At 74.5% G+C, this 17009-nt stretch carries 14 protein-coding genes; 7 read left to right on the top strand and 7 right to left on the bottom strand.

Translation table 11 applies throughout. The features are described from left to right. Positions 1-218: 218 nt before the first annotated feature. Positions 219-653 carry a division/cell wall cluster transcriptional repressor MraZ gene (gene mraZ, locus AC2H4J_RS16690; RefSeq protein WP_487466003.1) on the bottom strand — a complete coding sequence of 145 codons (435 nt, stop codon included), beginning with the start codon at positions 651-653 and terminating at the stop codon, positions 219-221. A 246-nt stretch (positions 654-899) separates the two neighbouring features. Here mraZ and AC2H4J_RS16685 point away from each other — a divergent pair, with 246 nt between their 5' ends. From AC2H4J_RS16685 to AC2H4J_RS16675, 3 genes are read left to right on the top strand one after another with little or no spacing between them, the layout of a single operon-like run. Beyond that, positions 900-1883, top strand: coding sequence for an AAA family ATPase (locus tag AC2H4J_RS16685; protein WP_487466002.1), 984 nt, complete (start codon positions 900-902; stop codon positions 1881-1883). A gap of 5 nt (positions 1884-1888) precedes the next feature. After that, entirely contained in the window at positions 1889-3244 is a 1356-nt protein-coding gene (locus AC2H4J_RS16680) for a DUF58 domain-containing protein (protein WP_487466001.1), read from the top strand. Further along, entirely contained in the window at positions 3241-5604 is a 2364-nt protein-coding gene (locus tag AC2H4J_RS16675; protein WP_487466000.1) for a transglutaminase TgpA family protein, read from the top strand. The genes AC2H4J_RS16680 and AC2H4J_RS16675 overlap by 4 nt, the downstream gene beginning before the upstream one ends. Before the next feature lie 92 nt (positions 5605-5696). Here the strand turns inward: AC2H4J_RS16675 and AC2H4J_RS16670 are convergent, their stop codons facing one another. Further along, entirely contained in the window at positions 5697-6107 is a 411-nt protein-coding gene (locus AC2H4J_RS16670) for a DUF3040 domain-containing protein (RefSeq protein ID WP_487465999.1), read from the bottom strand. A 125-nt stretch (positions 6108-6232) separates the two neighbouring features. After that, entirely contained in the window at positions 6233-7492 is a 1260-nt protein-coding gene (gene dinB / locus AC2H4J_RS16665) for a DNA polymerase IV (protein ID WP_487465998.1), read from the bottom strand. A gap of 186 nt (positions 7493-7678) precedes the next feature. Here dinB and AC2H4J_RS16660 point away from each other — a divergent pair, with 186 nt between their 5' ends. The 4 genes from AC2H4J_RS16660 (at position 7679) to AC2H4J_RS16645 (ending at position 10595) form a co-directional block, all read left to right on the top strand. After that, the gene (locus AC2H4J_RS16660; protein WP_487465997.1) at positions 7679-7954 is read left to right on the top strand and encodes a hypothetical protein; all 276 of its coding nucleotides are present in this window, start codon (positions 7679-7681) and stop codon (positions 7952-7954) included. Positions 7955-8253: 299 nt separating this feature from the next. Further along, the gene (locus tag AC2H4J_RS16655; protein WP_487465996.1) at positions 8254-9252 is read left to right on the top strand and encodes a cupin domain-containing protein; all 999 of its coding nucleotides are present in this window, start codon (positions 8254-8256) and stop codon (positions 9250-9252) included. Next, entirely contained in the window at positions 9215-10210 is a 996-nt protein-coding gene (locus AC2H4J_RS16650) for a ferredoxin family protein (protein WP_487465995.1), read from the top strand. The genes AC2H4J_RS16655 and AC2H4J_RS16650 overlap by 38 nt, the downstream gene beginning before the upstream one ends. A gap of 43 nt (positions 10211-10253) precedes the next feature. Further along, positions 10254-10595 (top strand): ClpX C4-type zinc finger protein, encoded by a 342-nt coding sequence (locus tag AC2H4J_RS16645; protein WP_487465994.1) that lies wholly within the window; start codon positions 10254-10256, stop codon positions 10593-10595. Here AC2H4J_RS16645 and AC2H4J_RS16640 read toward each other — a convergent pair whose 3' ends face one another. From AC2H4J_RS16640 to AC2H4J_RS16625, 4 genes are all read right to left on the bottom strand, one after another. Further along, positions 10596-11768: an alkaline phosphatase family protein gene (locus AC2H4J_RS16640; protein ID WP_487465993.1), complete on the bottom strand. Its 1173-nt coding sequence runs from the start codon at positions 11766-11768 to the stop codon at positions 10596-10598. Continuing rightward, positions 11765-12508 carry a methyltransferase domain-containing protein gene (locus tag AC2H4J_RS16635; protein ID WP_487465992.1) on the bottom strand — a complete coding sequence of 248 codons (744 nt, stop codon included), beginning with the start codon at positions 12506-12508 and terminating at the stop codon, positions 11765-11767. Before AC2H4J_RS16635 ends, AC2H4J_RS16640 begins: the two co-directional genes overlap by 4 nt. Positions 12509-12549: 41 nt before the next feature. Continuing rightward, positions 12550-13035, bottom strand: a complete 486-nt coding sequence (locus tag AC2H4J_RS16630; protein WP_487465991.1) for a VOC family protein — start codon at positions 13033-13035, stop codon at positions 12550-12552. A gap of 218 nt (positions 13036-13253) precedes the next feature. Continuing rightward, the gene (locus AC2H4J_RS16625; RefSeq protein WP_487465990.1) at positions 13254-17003 is read right to left on the bottom strand and encodes a DNA polymerase III subunit alpha; all 3750 of its coding nucleotides are present in this window, start codon (positions 17001-17003) and stop codon (positions 13254-13256) included. Positions 17004-17009 lie beyond the last annotated feature (6 nt).

Here is a 17009-nt window from a genome sequence, read left to right as displayed (position 1 = left end):
CCGCCCCTCGCGGGGCCCCGCCTGGCGTCGGGGAAGAGCGTCAGGTGGTGCCCCGCGGGGGGCGGCGGCGGCCTGTCGTCCGGTGGTCGGGGGCTGCGCAGCGAATTCGGTACCGAGCCGCGGGGAAGGCGGCTGGGGCCCGGACCGGTCGAGCCGCGGGGAAGGCGGCTCGTTCGGTGGCTGCGCCGACCCGGCTCGGGCGGCGGCGTGCCCTGGGATCACGACAGCGTCGGCATCCCCTCGCTCTCCATGTCGGCGTAGATGGCCTCCTGCTCGGCCACGTAGGCCTCCCAGTTGGCGGCATCCCAGATCTCGAAGCGGGTGTCGACGCCGACGATCACGACGTCCCGGTCCAGACCCGCGTACTCGCGCAGGTTCGCGGGGATGGTGATCCGGCCGGTCTTGTCCGGCTCGAGCTCGACCATCGATCCGAAGCTCATGCGGGCGGCCATGCGGGCACGCGCCGTGTCGGAGGGGGCCATCGCGGCCATCGCGGCGCTCTGCTCGGCGACGCGGCCCATCGTCAGGCCGTAGATGCAGCGGTCCTGGCCCTTCTTGATCACCATGCCGCCGGACACCTGGTCGCGGAACCGGACGGGGAGGGCGAGCCGGCCCTTCTCGTCGAGCCGCAACGCGTAGCTGCCGACGAACACCGGATCACCCCCTGCATCGGTCCTCCTGCGGGCCTCTCAGTGACCCGGGCGGTCCCTGACTCCCCACCGGGCGACACAGTAACCCACTAGCCCCCACTCGACACCACTCGCCGCCGTGTCGTGACCTGCTGCCCCCACGCGGCCTCCCGGCGCGTCCTGGCGCAGGTCAGGCGGCCGCGCGCACCGGATGAACCGGAGATGCGCCGGAGCCGTTCTGAAAGGTGTGCAGGCACGTACGGTGGAGACGTGACGGAGGCGACACGAACCGCCGACGGAGCGGCCGGTCCGTCGGTCGACGTCGCAGCGGTCGGTGAGCAGATCGCGTCGAACATCGGCCGCGTGATCCAGGGCAAGGACGACGTCGTGCGACTGGCGCTCGTCGTGCTGCTCGCCGAGGGCCACCTGCTGATCGAGGACGTGCCGGGCGTCGGGAAGACGACTCTGGCCAAGGCGCTGGCCGCGTCCATCGACGCCAGCGTGCGGCGGATCCAGTTCACCCCGGACCTGCTGCCCAGCGACGTGACCGGTGTGGCGATCTACGACCAGGAGACGCGCGAGTTCGAGTTCAAGCCGGGAGCGGTGTTCGCCAACATCGTGGTGGCCGACGAGATCAACCGCGCCTCCCCCAAGACCCAGTCCGCGCTGCTGGAGGCCATGGAGGAACGCCAGGTCACCGTCGACGGCATCAGCTACGAGCTGGCCCGGCCGTTCCTGGTGATGGCGACCCAGAACCCGCTGGAGATGGAGGGCACCTATCCCCTCCCCGAGGCGCAGCGCGACCGCTTCACCGCGCGGGTGTCGATGGGCTACCCCGGCCGGGACGCCGAGCTCGCGATGCTGGACGACCGCGCCACCTCCGACCCGCTCACCGACCTCGCCCCGGTGGCCGACGCCGCGACGGTGCGCGACCTCGTCGACGCCGTCGGCGGCCTGTACGTCTCCGAGGCGATCCGCCGCTACGTGGTGGGACTGGTCGAGGCCTCCCGCCGATCGGCCCGCCTGCGGCTGGGCGCCTCCCCGCGGGCCGGGCTCCAGCTGCTGCGCGCGGCTCGAGCCTCGGCCGCGCTGTCCGGCCGCGACCACGTGCTGCCCGACGACGTCCAGGCCCTGGCCGCGCCAGTGCTGGCGCACCGCCTGCTGCTGACCGCCGACGCCACCCTCGGCCGGCGGAGTCCCGAGCAGGTCGTCGCCGAGCTGCTGGCCGGCGTACCGGTCCCCCGCGGGCGCTGACGCCGGTGTCCCCGGGACTCGTGCTGTCGTCCCTCACCACCCGGGGGCGGTGCCTGGTGGGGGGCGGTGGGGCGCTGCTCGTCCTCGGGGTCCTGCTCGGCGAGCGGGCGCTCGTGCAGCTCGCGCTGTTCGTGCTGGCGCTGCCGGTGATCTCCGCGGTCACCGTGCTGCGCGAGCGGTTCCGGCTGACCACCCAACGCACCGTGACCCCCGCCCGGCTCCCGCGCGGGGAGTCCGCCGACGTCCTGCTCGAGGTCACCAACGCCGACAAGCGGCCCGGCGGGTTGTGGGTCCTCGGCGAGCAGGTGCCCGCCGACCTCGGGCACTCGCCGCGGTTCGTCGTCGACCGCCTCCCCGGCGGCGGCACGGCACGGTTCGGGTACCGCGTGCACGGGCAGCGGCGGGGCCGGCACCAGCTGGGTCCGCTCCGGCTGCGGCTGGTCGATCCGTTCGGCCTGGTCGAGCGCAGCGCCGTCGGCACCGACAGCGCGACCCTGCTCGTCGTCCCGCGGGTGCACCTGCTGGGCGCGCAGGGGCCGGCCGGGGGCCATGGCGGCGGGGGCGAGGGGTCACGCCGGACGATCGCCGTCCACGGCGAGGACGACGTGAGCACCCGTGAGTACCGGCACGGCGACGACCTGCGCAAGGTGCACTGGCGGGCCACCGCGCGCACCGGCGAGCTGATGGTCCGCCTGGAGGAACGGCCCTGGCGGGCGCAGGCCACCCTGCTGCTCGACACCCGGTCGCGGGCCCACCTGCTCGCCCCCCGGAACGCGGCTGCCCCGCGCGTGGGTCCCGCCGGCGACGGCGACCCGCCGCCGGACAGCCTGGAGTGGCTGATCGAGGCGGCCGCCAGCATCGGGACGACGCTCGCCGACCGGGGCGCCGTGCTGCGGGCGGTCACCGACGCCGGTGAGCTGACACCGACATCGGGCCGCGGGCGGCTGAGCCCCGGCGACCTGCTCGACCGGCTGGCCGCGGTGGAACCGTCCCGCGTGTCCGAACTGCATGCCGGGGCGGAGAACGTGACCCGGGTGGCGGGTGAGGGCCCGGTGATCTGCCTGCTCGGAGCGGTCGGGCCCGACGACGTGGTCGAGCTCATCCGCGGCCGCTCCGGGCCCAGCAGCAACGCGGCGGTCCTCCTCGACATCGAGAGCTGGGTCCAGGCGGGTCTCCCCCGCTCGCGGCGCGGCTCCACGAGCACCGCGCGGGGGGTGCTGGCCGCCCAGCGGGAGGACGCGGCGGCGCTGCTTCGGGCCGCCGGGTGGCGAGTGGCCGTCGCGCGGGCCGATCGCGCGGTCGCCGACGTGTGGGCCGCCCTGGGCGACGCCACCGCCTTATCGGTGGAGGTGCCGGCATGAACGGCGCGGACGTCCGGTCGGCGGCTGCGGCCGCGCTGGCGACCGTCCTCGGCGCCTGCGCCCTGACGCCGGTCTACTCCTCCCTCGCCTGGGTGCTGCCCGTGGTGTCGGTGGTGCTCGTCGTCCTCGCCGGCGGCCTGCTCATGCGTGTCGGGGGTCCGGCGCTGTGGGCCCGTCTCGCGGACGGCCGGCCCGTGCCCGGACGGCTCGCGGCCGTCGGCCTCGTGCTCGTGCCGCTCGGCCAGCTGGTGCTGGTCCTCACCCTGCTCACCGCGCGTTACGCGCCGGGGAGGGCGCGGCTCGGGATCATCCCGACCAAGCGAAGCCTCGCCGCGCTGATGTCGGTCCTCGAGGAGGGCGGCACGGAGCTGCGCGAGCAGGCCACCCCCACGCTGGCGCTCACCGGGCTCCTCGCCCTGACCACGGTCTTCGTCGGCGTGATCGCGGTCGTCGTCGACCTCGTGATGGTGGCGGGGCGTCAGGCGATCCTCGCCGGAGCCGCCCTGCTCGTCCTGTACTGCGTGCCGGTCGCCACCATCACCGGCGGCATCGGGCTGGTGGCGCTCGTGGCGCCGGCGGTGGGGCTGGCGGTCCTGCTCTGGGCCGACCAGCGGCGTCGGGTGGGCTCGGCGAGCCGGCCGCCCGAACAGGGGATCAGCGCCCGCCTGGGCACGGGGACCGTCGCGGCGCTGCGGATCGGTGCCGCCGCCCTCGTCACGGGCCTGATCGTGGGTGCCGTCGTCCCGACGCTGTCCGAGGGGTCCCTCGCCTCCGGATTCGGCGACGGAACGACCGGCAGCGGAGACGGCCCGGGCGGCACGACCGGCACCTCGCTGGATCCGTTCGTGGAGCTCGCGGGCCAGCTGACGTTGCCCAAGCCGATCGACCTGCTGCGCATGCAGACCTCGGTGGACGACCCCGGCTACCTGCGCGCGGTCACGCTGGACGTGTACGACGCGGCCACCGGCTGGCACCTGAGCGGGCTCGACGGGAAGGAGCCGATCGCCGGCAACGATCGGCTGGCACCCCTGCCGCCGCGGGAGCAGGGCCGTTCGGTGACCGCGCGGATCCAGGCCATCCGGCACGACGACCGGTTCCTTCCGGTGCCGGCCTCTCCCCTGGCGGTGCGGATGCAGGGCAACCGGGCCGGTGACTGGCGGTTCGACCCGGCGACCGGCACGGTCTACGGCCGCCGGGTGACCAGCGCGGGACGGTCGTACACCGTGGTGGCCACCGAGCCGCGGCCCCCCGCCGCGCTGCTGACCGCGTCCACGCCCCTGCCGGCGACCAACCCCGTCCAGGAGCAGTACACGGCGCTGCCCCAGCTCGACCCGCGGATCCTCACCACCGTCGCCCAGGTGACCGCGGGCGCGACGACCCCCTACGAGCGTGTCCGCAGCATCCACGCGTATCTGACCGACAAGGACAACGGCTTCCGGTACAGCCTGGCCACGTCGCCGGGGACCAGCGGTGACCGGATGGTCGACTTCCTCACCGAGAAGCGCGGCTACTGCGAGCAGTACGCCGGCACCATGGCGGTGATGGTGCGCGCGGCGGGCATCCCGGCGCGGGTCGCCCTGGGATACACGCCGGGGCGGGAGCAGAAGGACGGCAGCCGGCTCATCACCAGCGACGACGCGCACGCCTGGGTGGAGGTCTACTTCCAGAACCTCGGCTGGGTGCCCTTCGACCCGACGCCGATCTCGGCCGCGCGCGCGGTTCCGCTGCCGTGGGCGCCACGCGCGGACGCGCCGGCCACGCACGACTCGAGCGTGAGCGCTCCTGCCGCCGCGGCACCGACGACCGCGCCCGCCGCCCCCCTGCGGGACCGCGGCGGCGACGGAGCGCCGGCCCTCGCCGAGGGGCAGACCGCGGGCGGGACGCCGTGGCTGCTGCCGACGGGCGCCGCGGTGGTCCTGGTGCTGCTGATCGCCGGGACGCCCGCCGGCATGCGCGCCCTCCGGCGACGGCGGCGGGTGGCGGCCGGCACCGCCGTCGCGCTGTGGGACGAGCTCACCGCCACGGCCCTCGACGTCGGCGTCCGCCTCCAGCCGTCCTGGACACCGCGCCGCGTCGCGCGCGAGCTGAGCGGCGCCGTCGGGGGTGATGCAGCCGCTGCCGAGGCCATCGCCCGGCTGGCGGGGGCGGAGGAGGTCGCCTGCTACGGGCCGGCGGGGGACGGTGCGCCCGATCCCGGGCTGGTGCCGGCGTTGGAGAACGCACGGCGGGGACTGCTGCGCGCCACGCCCCGGGAGGTCCGGCTGCGCGCCCGGCTGTGGCCCGCCTCGCTACGGGCCGACATCCGGTCCGACGAGGGGGGCGCGCTGTCCCGGCTGCGCCGCCGCCCCCGGACGGCCTGACCCCGAAGAGCCTGACCCCCGAACGACGAGCAGCCGCCGTCCGCAAGGGACGACGGCTGCGAGGGACGACGGCTGCCGGGGAGGTCGGCGGGCTACTGGTCGTAGCGGCGGCGGAAGCGCTCCTCGAGGCGGTTCTTCAGCGGCTGGCGACCGACCCGGCCGCCACGGCCGCCGCGGCCGGGCGCGGCCGAACCGCGGCCACCGGCGGGCGAGCCACCGGACTCGACCGCACCGGTGGCGGCCTTGTAGTTGAGGACGCCGAGCGCGAGGCCGGCGAACGACAGCAGGGCACCGAGCCCGCCGATGAGGTAGTTCTGGGCGACCGCGCCGCCGACCATCACGGCCATTCCGACGACGACCAGGGCGACACCGAGTTGCAACTTGCGGCGCGCCTTCAGCCGGCGGTCACCGGTGCGGACCGACGAGGCGAACTTGGGATCGTCGTCGACGAGGGCGCGCTCGATCTGCTCCAGCAGACGCTGCTCGTGCTCGGAGAGCGGCACGTCGACCTCCAGGTGGGCGGAGCCTTGGCCGTCGGTGGCTTCCGCCGACGGTACAGCCGATGTTACGAGCCCTTCGCAAGCGGCGAAAGGCGAGCCCGCGGCGATCCGTGGGGAAGTCTCGGGGATCACTCCTCCGGGTGCCCTCCCGGTGGCCGCGTGGGTCCGCGCCGGGATGGATCCGCGCTGGTCAGGCCGGATCTCCGCCCGGCGTTCCGGTGCAGGAGCGTCGCCGGCCGCACCGCGCCGGCCCCGAACCGCCGGGCCGCGCGGTCGGCGGCGAGCTCGGCGTCCCGCCGACCGTGCTCGCGGGCGCCGAGCTCCAGCTGCTGCGACGCGGAACCCGCGTCGACCAGCCGCTCGGCCCGCACCCCCACCAGCCGGATGCGGGCCCGATCGAGCCCCAGCGCGTCGAACAGTGCGCGGGCGGTGTCGTAGAGCTCCTGTCCCACGTCCGTCGGGACCTCGAGGGTGCGGCTGCGGGTGATCGTGGCGAAGTCGGCGAACCGGATCTTGATGCTCACCGTCCGGGCCAGCCAGCCGCCGGCGCGCAGCCGGCCCGCCGTCCGCTCCGACAGCAGGAGCAGCTCGCGGTGGATGACCGCGGGGTCGTCGACGTCGGTGCCGAAGGTCTCCTCGTGCCCGGTGGATTTCTCCGGCTCGTTCGGGACCACCCGGCGCGGATCCCTCCCCCACGCCAGGTCGTGCAGGTGGCCACCGCCGGCCGCACCGAGCGCTCGCTGCAGAGTTTTTGCCGGCACGTGCGCCAGGTCGCCGACGGTGCGCAACCCCAGCCGCAGCAGTTGCTCCTCGGTCTTGGGGCCCACCCCCCACAGCGCCCCCACCGGCAGGGGGTGCAGGAAGTCCATCACCTCGGCCGGGCGCACGACGCGCAGCCCGTCGGGCTTGGCGGAGGTGGAGGCGAGCTTGGCGACGAACTTGGTGCCGGCGACGCCCACCGAGCAGGTGATGCCCTGCTCGTCGTACACCCGGGCGCGGAGGTACTCCCCGATCTCGGCCGCGTCGCCCAGCCGCCGTCCGGCGCCGGAGACGTCGAGGAACGCCTCGTCCAGGCTCAGTGGCTCGACCAGCGGGGTGATCGACCGGAACAGCGCCATCACCGACCGGGAGACCTCGGCGTAGAGCGCCATGTCACCGGGGAGCACGGTCGCGGTCGGGCACAGCCGCAGCGCCCGGGCGGTCGGCATCGCCGCGTGCACGCCGTAGCGGCGCGCCTCGTACGTGGCCGAGGTGACCACCCCCCGGTTGCCGACGCCGCCCACGATCACCGGCGTGCCCGCCAGTTCCGGGTGGCGGCGCACCTCGACGCTGGCGAAGAACGCGTCCATGTCGACGTGCAGGACGGTGCACCCCGTCGACCTGCCCACGAACACCTCCTCCGCAGCGCATCTGCGTATCGAACACCTGTTCGATATCCTGCCGGAAGAGTAGCTCCTGCGAAAGCCGCTGATCACGGCTGGTGGCCGACGGCGTGTCAGACCAGGATGAGCGAGGTAAGGCAGCGACGGGGAGCCGCCGGCCGGCGGCTCCGGATCGACCCGATCGGAGAACCCATGGCGCTCGACGACGACATGACCAGCACGGAGGGCCCGGCCGACGGCGGGGCCGCAGGCACGCCCGGTACGCACGACGGCGGCGCCGATGGCGGCGCGGACGGCGGAGCTGACGGGGGCGCCGGCGACGCGGGTGCCGACGGCGGCGCGGACCGCGGCGCTGACGGTGGCGCCGGCGACGCGGGTGCCGACGGCGGCGCGGACAGCGGTGCCGACGGCGGCGCGGACGGCGGCGCGGACGGCGGTGCCGACGGCGGCGCGGACGGCTCGGCCTGACCGAGAACCCGACCTCGCAGGGCCGGGCGGAGCATCAGCTCCGCCCGGCCCTGCGGCGGTGCACCAACCTCGACCCGGAGGTCTTCGTCGACCGGTACTGGGCACGGCAGCCCCTGCTGGCGCGCGCTCGGGACACCGGCAACACCTTCACCGACCTGCTCGACCTGCCCGCGGTCGACGAACTGCTGTCCCGCCGCGGCCTGCGCACGCCGTTCCTGCGGATCGCGAAGGACGGCGCGGTCGTCGACCCGAAGCGGTTCACGACCTCCGGCGGCGCCGGCGCGGAGATCGCCGACCAGGTGTCCTCCGACGCCGTCCTGCGACTGTTCGCCGACGGCAGCACCGTCGTCCTGCAGGGTCTGCACCGCCTCTGGCCGCCGCTGATCGAGTTCGCCGATTCCCTCGCCGCCGACCTGGGGCACCCGACGCAGGTGAACGCGTACATCACCCCGCCGTCCTCGCGCGGCTTCAGCCCCCACTACGACGTCCACGACGTCTTCGTGCTGCAGGTCGCCGGGGAGAAGCACTGGCGCATCCACGCCCCGGTGCTGCCCGACCCGCTGCGGACCCAGCCCTGGCAGGACCGTGCGGACGACGTCGCGGCGGCCGCCGAGGGCGAGCCGGTGATCGACGCGGTGCTCGGCCCCGGCGACGTCCTCTATCTCCCCCGCGGATTCATCCACTCCGCGGAGGCCCTCGGCGCCATCAGCGCGCACCTGACCGTCGGCGTGCATTCGGTGACCCGCTGGTCGGCCGCCGAGTCCGCGCTGGACCTCGTCCGCGCCATCGCCGCCGACGACCCGCAGTTGCGCACCTCCCTCCCCCTCGGCATCGACCTGGCCGACCCGGACGGCGTGCGGGACGACGTCGCCGCCGCGATCGCCGGGCTGCAGGAGTGGCTCGGCCGGCTCGACCCCGACCAGGTCGCCGACCGGCTGCGGGCGCGGGCCTGGGCGCAGGTGCGACCCGAGCCGGTCGCGCCGCTGGCCCAGTCCGCCGCCGCGGCCGCCCTCACCGATGACGCCGTCCTCCAGCTGCGGCGCCGGCTGCGCTGCGCCCTCCGGGACGGCACCGACGGCGACCTCACCCTCCTCGCCGGACGGCGCTCGCTCACCTTTCCCGTCACGGAGCACGCCGCCCTCTCCGCCCTGCTGGCCGCCGGCGAGCTCAAGGTCGGCGACCTGCCCGGACTCGAGCCGGTCGGCCGGCTGGCGCTCGCCCGCAGGCTGGTCACCGAGTCGATCGCGACCGTGCCCGATGATGGGATCCGTGGCGACGGACTCTGGGCGGACCGATGAGCCGGCCCCCGGCCCCGTCGACGGGGTGACTCTCCCGTACCGCCCCGCCGGTCGGCTGGACCCGAACCGGTGCTCGGTCCGGGCGCTCGCCCGGGGCGACTCCCCCGTCGCGACCGCCTCCCCCGCACAGCGCTGGCTGCTGATCGAACAACCCGGCCCGTGGGGTCGCGATGCCCTGGCCGAGTCGCGGTTCGACCAGCAGGTGGCCCCGGAACTGGCCCGCCGGTCCCGGACGGAGAACGTCCGGCTGCTCCTCGTCCGGCGGCCCGGGGAGCGGCTGGCCGATTCGGGTCGCCGCTGGGCATACGCCGACAGCCGGCCCGGCCGGGAGGGGCTGTGGTGGTCGGTGCGCTCGTCGGACGCCGACCTGCTGACCGCCCCGTGGGACGGATCGGTGGGAGTCCGCGCCGAGCGGCCGGTGTACCTCGTGTGCACCCATGGCGGGCACGACGCCTGCTGCGCGCTGCGCGGCCGGCTGCTCGCCCGGTCGATGCCGGTACCGGGACCCGCGGACGTCTGGGAGTGCAGCCACCTCGGCGGCGACCGGTTCGCCGCCAACGTCGTCGTCCTGCCGCACGGCTTCTACTACGGCCAGGTGCCCGGCGACGGCGCGGAGCTGGTGCGGGCGCACGAGCGCGGGCAGGTGGCGCTGCCCTGGCTGCGCGGCCGGGCCGGCGTGCCGCCGCCGGGCCAGGCGGCCCAGCACCACGCCCGCGGGGAGCTCGGGCTGCTCGGATGGGACGACCTGCCGGTGACCTCCGTGGAGCCGGCCTCGCCCCCCGGCGCCGACATCGAGCGCTGGACCGTGACGATGGCCGGCCCGGACGGGGACGTCGTGGCAGCGGTCGAGAGCCGGCCGTCCGAGGTGGCCGACCACCTCACGTGCCGCGCCCTCCACCCGGCGCACTCGCGCACCTGGCACGTGGACCTCTGGTCAGGCAGTCCCCGACCTCGTTAGCGTGTCAGGGCAAGCCTGACACGCTCCCGTCGAGGATCCTGCCGTGACCAGTCGCTGCTCGTTCTGCACCAAGCCCGCCGATCAGGTCGGCACGCTCGTGGCCGGCGCCGGCGTCTTCATCTGCGACGAGTGCGTCCAGCTCTGCGCGCTCGTCATCGCCGACAAACCGGCCGGTGGAGCCGCGCCACGGGTGCCGATCTGGGAGCAGATCGACGACACGGCGTTGCTCGACCATCTGCCGCGCATCGAAGCGGTCCGCGACCAGGTCGACGACGACCTCCGCGCCTGGGTGGCGGAGGCACGCCGGCGCGAACTCTCCTGGGACCGGATCGGCGAAGCCCTCGGCATGAAGCGGCAGTCCGCCTGGGAACGGTTCGCCGGCTGACTAGCCGAGCGATCGGCCCCGGGCGACCAGCAGGGGGATCGCGAGCTCGGTCGCGGTGAGCGAGCCGTGGTAGGCGGCGAGCCGGCTGGGCCCCGGCTCGTGTTCCGGGGTGATCAGCGCCCAGCTGCCCCGGGCCAGGGCGACGACGTCGCCGATGCGGGCCGCCAGGGCCTCGTCCACCGGGCCGAAGACCCCGCTGCTGACCGCCTCCTCGCGGGTCGCCACCCACGCGCGGTCGCCGAGCAGCTCGCGCCAGCGGGCGAGGACGTCGTCCGCCGCGCCGGGCAGGGTGTGCACGTACCGGGCGCGCGGCTCCCCCGCCAGCACCCGGACGCCGTCGACCAGGGCCGGATCGGCGTCCAGGTCGATCCGGGTGGCGGCCGGGACGTCGAGCATCCCGTGGTCGGCGGTGACGAGCAGGGCGGCGTCGTCGGGCAGCCCGGAGACGAGCTGTTCCACCAGGTGGTCGATCAGTACGAGCTGCGCCCGCCAGCTGGGCGAGTCGACGCCGCGGACGTGCCCGGTGAGGTCGAGCTCGGGCACATAGCCGTACACGAGCGCGCGCGGGGTGGCGGACAGCGACCGCAGGGCGAGCGCGCACAGATCGCCGTGGCTGACGGCACCGGTGTAGTGCGCGCCGCGGTAGACCGCGCGGGTCAGGCCGGAGCCGGCGTAGGCGTAGGGGCCCACCGCCGTCGCCGGCACCCCGGCCGCGTCCGCCTGCTCGAAGACGGTGGGCCGGGCCTGCCAGAGGTCGGGGTCGGGGTCGTCGGCCCACTGGACGTGGTTGAGGCTGCGGTTCTCCCCGGGGATGTCGGTGACGAAACCGAGGATGCCGTGGCTGCCCGGGGGCAGGCCGGTGCCGAGGGTCGCGAGGCTGACCGGGGTGGTGCTGGGGCATGGCGCGGAGAGGTCGCCGACCGGCTGGGCAAGGGCGGTGAGCGTGGGCGCGAGGTCGGCATGCGCCCGGAGGAGGTCGGCGCCGAGGCCGTCGATCAGCAGGACCATGACGCGGCGCGCCCCGGCGAGGGCTGCGGTGAGACCGAGCGGGTCGGCGGGGAGATCGCCTCGGGTGATGGGGACGCCGAGAGCGGTGCCCGCGCCGGGCAGCACATCGGCAAGGGTCGCGGCGCCGTAGGGCGGCACCGCCAGGTCTGGCGGCCGCGGCGTCACGGGCGCGTCGCGAGGACGTGCAGGCCGGTGGCGATGTCGCGGAAGGGCGACTGCTCCGCGAGCGCCAGTTCCAGAGCACGCACGGCGCCCGGTTCCGCACCCGACGTCGCCTCGAGCAGGTCCGCGACCACGGAGACGCCGCGCCACGGGCCGGGGCGCAGGCCCGCGCCCTCGACGAGGGCCAGCATGTCGTCCGGGCTGAAGCGGCGCCGAGCCGGCCTGGAGCGGCCGGGCGCGGGGTCGCGGTCCTCGAGCAGGGCCAGCGCCTCGACCGGGTGCCCGGCGACGGCGCGGCCGAGGACGGCGCCCGCCCGGTTGGCCGTTGCGACGCTCACCTGGCCGCCGGACCGCAGTGCGCGGCTGATCTCCCCGAGAGTGACCGCAGGGTCGTCGACCACCTCGAGGACGTAGTGGCACAGCGCCAGATCGAAACCGTCGCTGCCGGCGGCCGGGAGCACCTCGTGCAGCAGGTCGCCGTCGCCCTGGAGTCCGTGGACGCGCGCGCCGACGCCGGCGGTGTCCGCTCGTCGGCGCAGCGTCGCGAGCGCGTCGGCGCTGGGGTCGACGACGGTGACGTCGTGGCCCAGCCGGGCGAGCGGGACGGCGAACATCCCGCTGCCGCCGCCGACGTCGAGCACACGCAGCGGCGAGCCGGCGCTGATCACGGGGTCGAGCGCGGCCCAGACGGCAGCGGTCCGGGCGGGCAACTGCTCGGCGGACGAGGCAGGGGCGGTCGGCACGCTTCGGAGCCTAGTGGCGGCCCCGAGCCGCCACCGGCCGCTTACGCCGGGACGCCGTCGGCGGCGCGCCGGATCTCGGCGACGTCGATGCGGCGCATGCCGAGCATCGCCTGGGTGGCGCGCTGGGCGCGGGCCGGATCGGGATCGCCGAGCAGGGCGAACATCTCGACCGGGATGACCTGCCAGGAGACGCCGAACTTGTCCTTCAGCCAGCCGCACTGACTCTCCTCGCCGCCTTCGAGCAGGCGGTTCCAATAGTGGTCGGCCTCCTCCTGGTCCTGGCACATGATCTGGAAGGAGATCGCCTCGTTGAGCGGGAACTGCGGCCCGCCGTTGAGCGCCGTGTACTCCTGACCGTCGAGGGTGAAGCTGACGGTCATGACGTCGCCCGCCTTCATCGGCGGCGGCATGTCGGGCCCGTAGCGGGTGACCTGGCCGATCGACGAGTTGGGGAAGATCGACGTGTAGTGCTGCGCGGCCTCCTCGGCCGTTCCGTCCATCCAGATGCACGGGATCTGCTTGGGCATGACTGGTCCCCTCTCCGATCCGGTCGTCTCACCGGTCACTAGGTAGACGGCAGCCCACGCCAGAAGTCATCGGGGAGCCGCAGGGCCATCCCTCTCGAAGGGTGGGTGGGTCGTCGTCGGGGTCGGGGGCGGCGGTGCGGGTCGGCGCAGGTCGGGTGGTGCGGGTGACTGCGACAGTTCTTGCAGGTCACGAGGCCGCTCTCTCGATCTCTTCGCCGTCAGTGACCGGAGCTGCCGGGGCTGGAGTGCCAGAGCTTGCGGGGCGGCCCGGAGGCGGCCCGGCGGGCGGCGATCTTCGAGTCCTCCCCGGCAGGCTTGATGTCGGCGTAGGGCGACATCCGGAAGCCCGTCGGGTGCACCAGCACCGGCCGCACCATCACCGGCCGGCTGCTCCGCGAGGCCGCGGCCCCCGTGATCGCCTCCTCGGTGATCTCCCCCGGCGCCGCCATCAGCTCCCGCACTCCCTCGAGACCGTCGGCCTCCCACGCCTCGTGCAGCGCGGGCAGCTCCCACGCCCCGGTCGCACGTAGCGACACCCCCCGCGGACCGGTGCGACGCAGCACTCCGCGGATCACCAGGAGCCACGAGTGGAAGACGGTTGCGGCGTAGGGACCCTGCGCGTCCTCGAAGAACGTCGAGTCGGTGCAACCCGTGCCGTCGTCCAGGGTCACGAAGACCACCCGCCGTCCCGAACGGATCGGCGGGGTCTGTGTCGCCACCTTCACCCCGGCGACCAGCACCTCTGCCCCGCTCCGGCAGCCGAGCAGCTCCCCGGCGGGAACCGCCCCGAGCGCGGCGAGGAACGGCTTGTAGAAGTCGACGACGTGCCGGCTGGCGTCCAGGCCCAGCACCTCCAGCTCGGCGCGCACCAGCTCGGCGTCGGTGAACTCCGGCAGGCCGCTGCCCTCGGCCCAGCTCAATCCGGTCTCCTCCGGGCCGCTCTCCCCGGGTGCCGTCTCCTCCTCCGGCAGCTCCAGCCCCATGAGGTCGAGGCTGAGCTGGCCGCTGGAGTTCGCCCGCGCGCCACTGCGGCTCCACCGGTCGAGCTCGCCGATCTGCAGCAGGAGGTCGCGTCGGGTCACCTGCTTGCGCCGGTGGGTCGGCCGGCCGGCCTCGCGGTCGCGCACCCCGAAGCCGTAGAGAGAGTCGAAGCCGCCGGCCAGCACCAGCCGCTCGACCACCGGCCGGGACACCGACGCCCGGTGCCAGAAGTCGGTCAGCGAGCGGTACGGCTGGCCGGCCACGACCCGGGTGACCTCGTCGTCCGAGATCCCCTTCACGTCGGCGAGCGCCAGCCGGATGCCGTAGTCCGACGGTGGCCGCATCGAGACCGGCATCCAGTCGGGCCGCCGCCAACTCTCGACCTCCACCTCACTGTCAGGGTCGGGTTCGATGCGCTCGATCCGGTAGGTGTCGGCGGAGGCGTTGACGTCCAGGCCCAGCACCCGGATCCCGAAGTTGCGGGCGTCGTCGAGGATCAGCCGCTTGGGATACATCCCGGGGTCGTGGGTGAGCACCCCGGCGAGGAAGGCCGCCGGATGGTGGGCCTTCAGCCAGGCTGACTGGTAGGTGGGCAGCGCGAACGCCGCCGCATGGGCCTTGCAGAAGCCGAACGAGCCGAAGGCGGCGAGCACCGTCCAGACCTGCTCGGCCACCTCCACCGGATAGCCGGCCGACAGCGCCCGCGGCACGAACCAGGCCCGCACCTCCGGATGGGCGTCCTTCTCCCCCAGCGCCCGCCGCACCTCGTCGGCCTCGGCCAGGGTGCACCCGGTCATCCGGGCCACCACCTGCAGCACCTGCTCGTGGAAGACGACCACCCCCGCCGTCTCCGCGAGAGCGAACTCCAGATCGGGGTGCGGGTAGACGGCGTCCCGCCAGCCGTTCCGGGCCATGAGGAACGGCGTGACCATGTCGCTCTTCACCGGCCCGGGCCGGAACAGCGAGATGTCGATGATCAGATCCTCGAACGTCTGCGGCCCGAACTTGCCGACCAGCTCCCGCTGCCCCGGCGACTCGATCTGGAACATGCCGAGCGTGCGGGTCGAACGGATCAGCTCGAAGGTCGGCTCGTCGTCGCGCGGGATGGCGTCGATGTCGACGGTCTCGCCGTCGACCCGGGCGACCTCGTCGATCGCGTGGGCGATCGCCGACTGCATTCGGATGCCCAGCAGGTCGAGCTTGAGCAGCCCGAGCTCCTCGACGTCGTCCTTGTCGAACTGGCTCATCGGATAGCCGAGGTAGCTGTTCTCCACCGGCGTGCGGTCGAGCAGCGTGGCGTCGGACAGCAGCACCCCGCACGGGTGCAACGCGATGTGCCGGGGCAGGCCGTCGAGCCGGGAGACGAGGTCGAACAGCAGGTCGAGATCGCCGGTGCCACCGGCTCGTTTCGCCCCGTACCGACTGGCCCGGAGCTCCGGCAGATCCTTGAGCGCGGCGTGCACCTGGTTGGCCCGGATGTGCGGGAACGCCTTCGCCACGGCGTCGATCTCCGCCGGCGGCAGCCCGAGCGCGGCACCGACGTCGCGGATGGCGTGCCGGACCCGGTAGGTGTCCATCATCGAGATGCAGCTGACCCGGTCGGCGCCGAAGCGGTCGATGACCGCGTCGTAGACCTCCATGCGCCGGGCGGACTCCACATCGATGTCGATGTCGGGCAGCTGGTGGCGCAGCGGGGACAGAAAACGCTCCATCAGCAGGCCGTACCGGATCGGGTCGACGTCGGAGATGCCCAGCAGATAGGTGACCAGGCTGCCGGCACCCGATCCCCGCGCCGCGGCCCGAACCCTCAAGCTCTTGATGAGGTCGACCACGTCGGCGACCGTGAGGAAGTAGGAGGGGTAGCCGAGGGAGTCGATGACCTGCAGCTCCTCGTCGAGCCGCTGCCGCACCCGTTCGGTGAGCGCCATGCCCCGTCGTCCGAAGCCGGCCTCGCAGCGGGACCGCAGCACCTGCGACGGCCCCATCCCCCGCTCGGCGGGGGTGGTGACGACGTCGAGCTCGGGATAGCGGACGCTGCCGATGCCCAGGTCGTCGCGGACGTCGACCGCGCACTGCTCGGCCAGCCGGGCGGTGCGCTCGAGCAGCCGCAGCGCAGCGTCGCGGTCGGGACCGACCAGGTCGTCGGCGACGTCGGCCATCTCCTTGCCCGACTTGAGGTAACCCTCCGCCGTGCGGCGGTCGACGTGCCGGGCGGCGAGCGGGACCAGTCGCCGGGCGGCGTCCAGCACATCGGCGGTCGGGGCATCGAGGGCGTCGACGTAGCGGACGGCGTTGCTGAGCACCACCGGCACGTCGTGCTCGGCGGCGAACCGCAGCATCGCCTGGGCCCGCTGCCGGTCGCCCTGGCCGCGGTGGTGCACGACCTCGAGCACCAGCCGGCCGGGACCGAAGGCCGCCCGCCAGGTGTCGAGGTGCGCGAGCGCGAGATCGGCGCGGCCGGTGGTGAGCGCCCGGCCCACCGCGGAGTCGGGGCCGAGCAGCGCGATCAGCCCGGGCGCGTGCTCGGCCGCCATTGCCAGCGAGCTCACCGGCTCGCCGCGGGTGCTGCGCAGATGGGTGGCACTGGTGAGCCGGCACAGCGCCCGCCAGCCGGCGCCGTCGCGGGCGAGGAAGGTGGCCCGCGGCAGCCGCGGGTCGACGCTGACCCCACCGCGGGCAGGCACCCGGCGACCGGACGTCTGCAGCCGGGGGCGCGTCCCGCCCCCGATCGGCGAGGCCAGGGCAGGCGCCAGCGTGGTGTCCAGGGCCGGGGCGATCGCCAGGTCCACGCCGAAGATCGGACGTACACCGGCCGACCGGCAGGCGAGAGCGAACTTCACCGCGCCGTAGAGCCCGTCGCGGTCGGTGAGCGCCAGTGCCGTCATGCCGTGCTCGGCGGCCCGGGTCACCAGATCGGCGGGGTGGTTGGCCCCGTACCGCATGGAGTACCCGGAAGCGACGTGCAGATGGACGAAGGGGTCAGTCACGCAGCC

This window comes from Blastococcus sp. OS1-29 (genome assembly GCF_057628075.1).
This window is presented reverse-complemented; position numbering and strand designations above follow the sequence as displayed.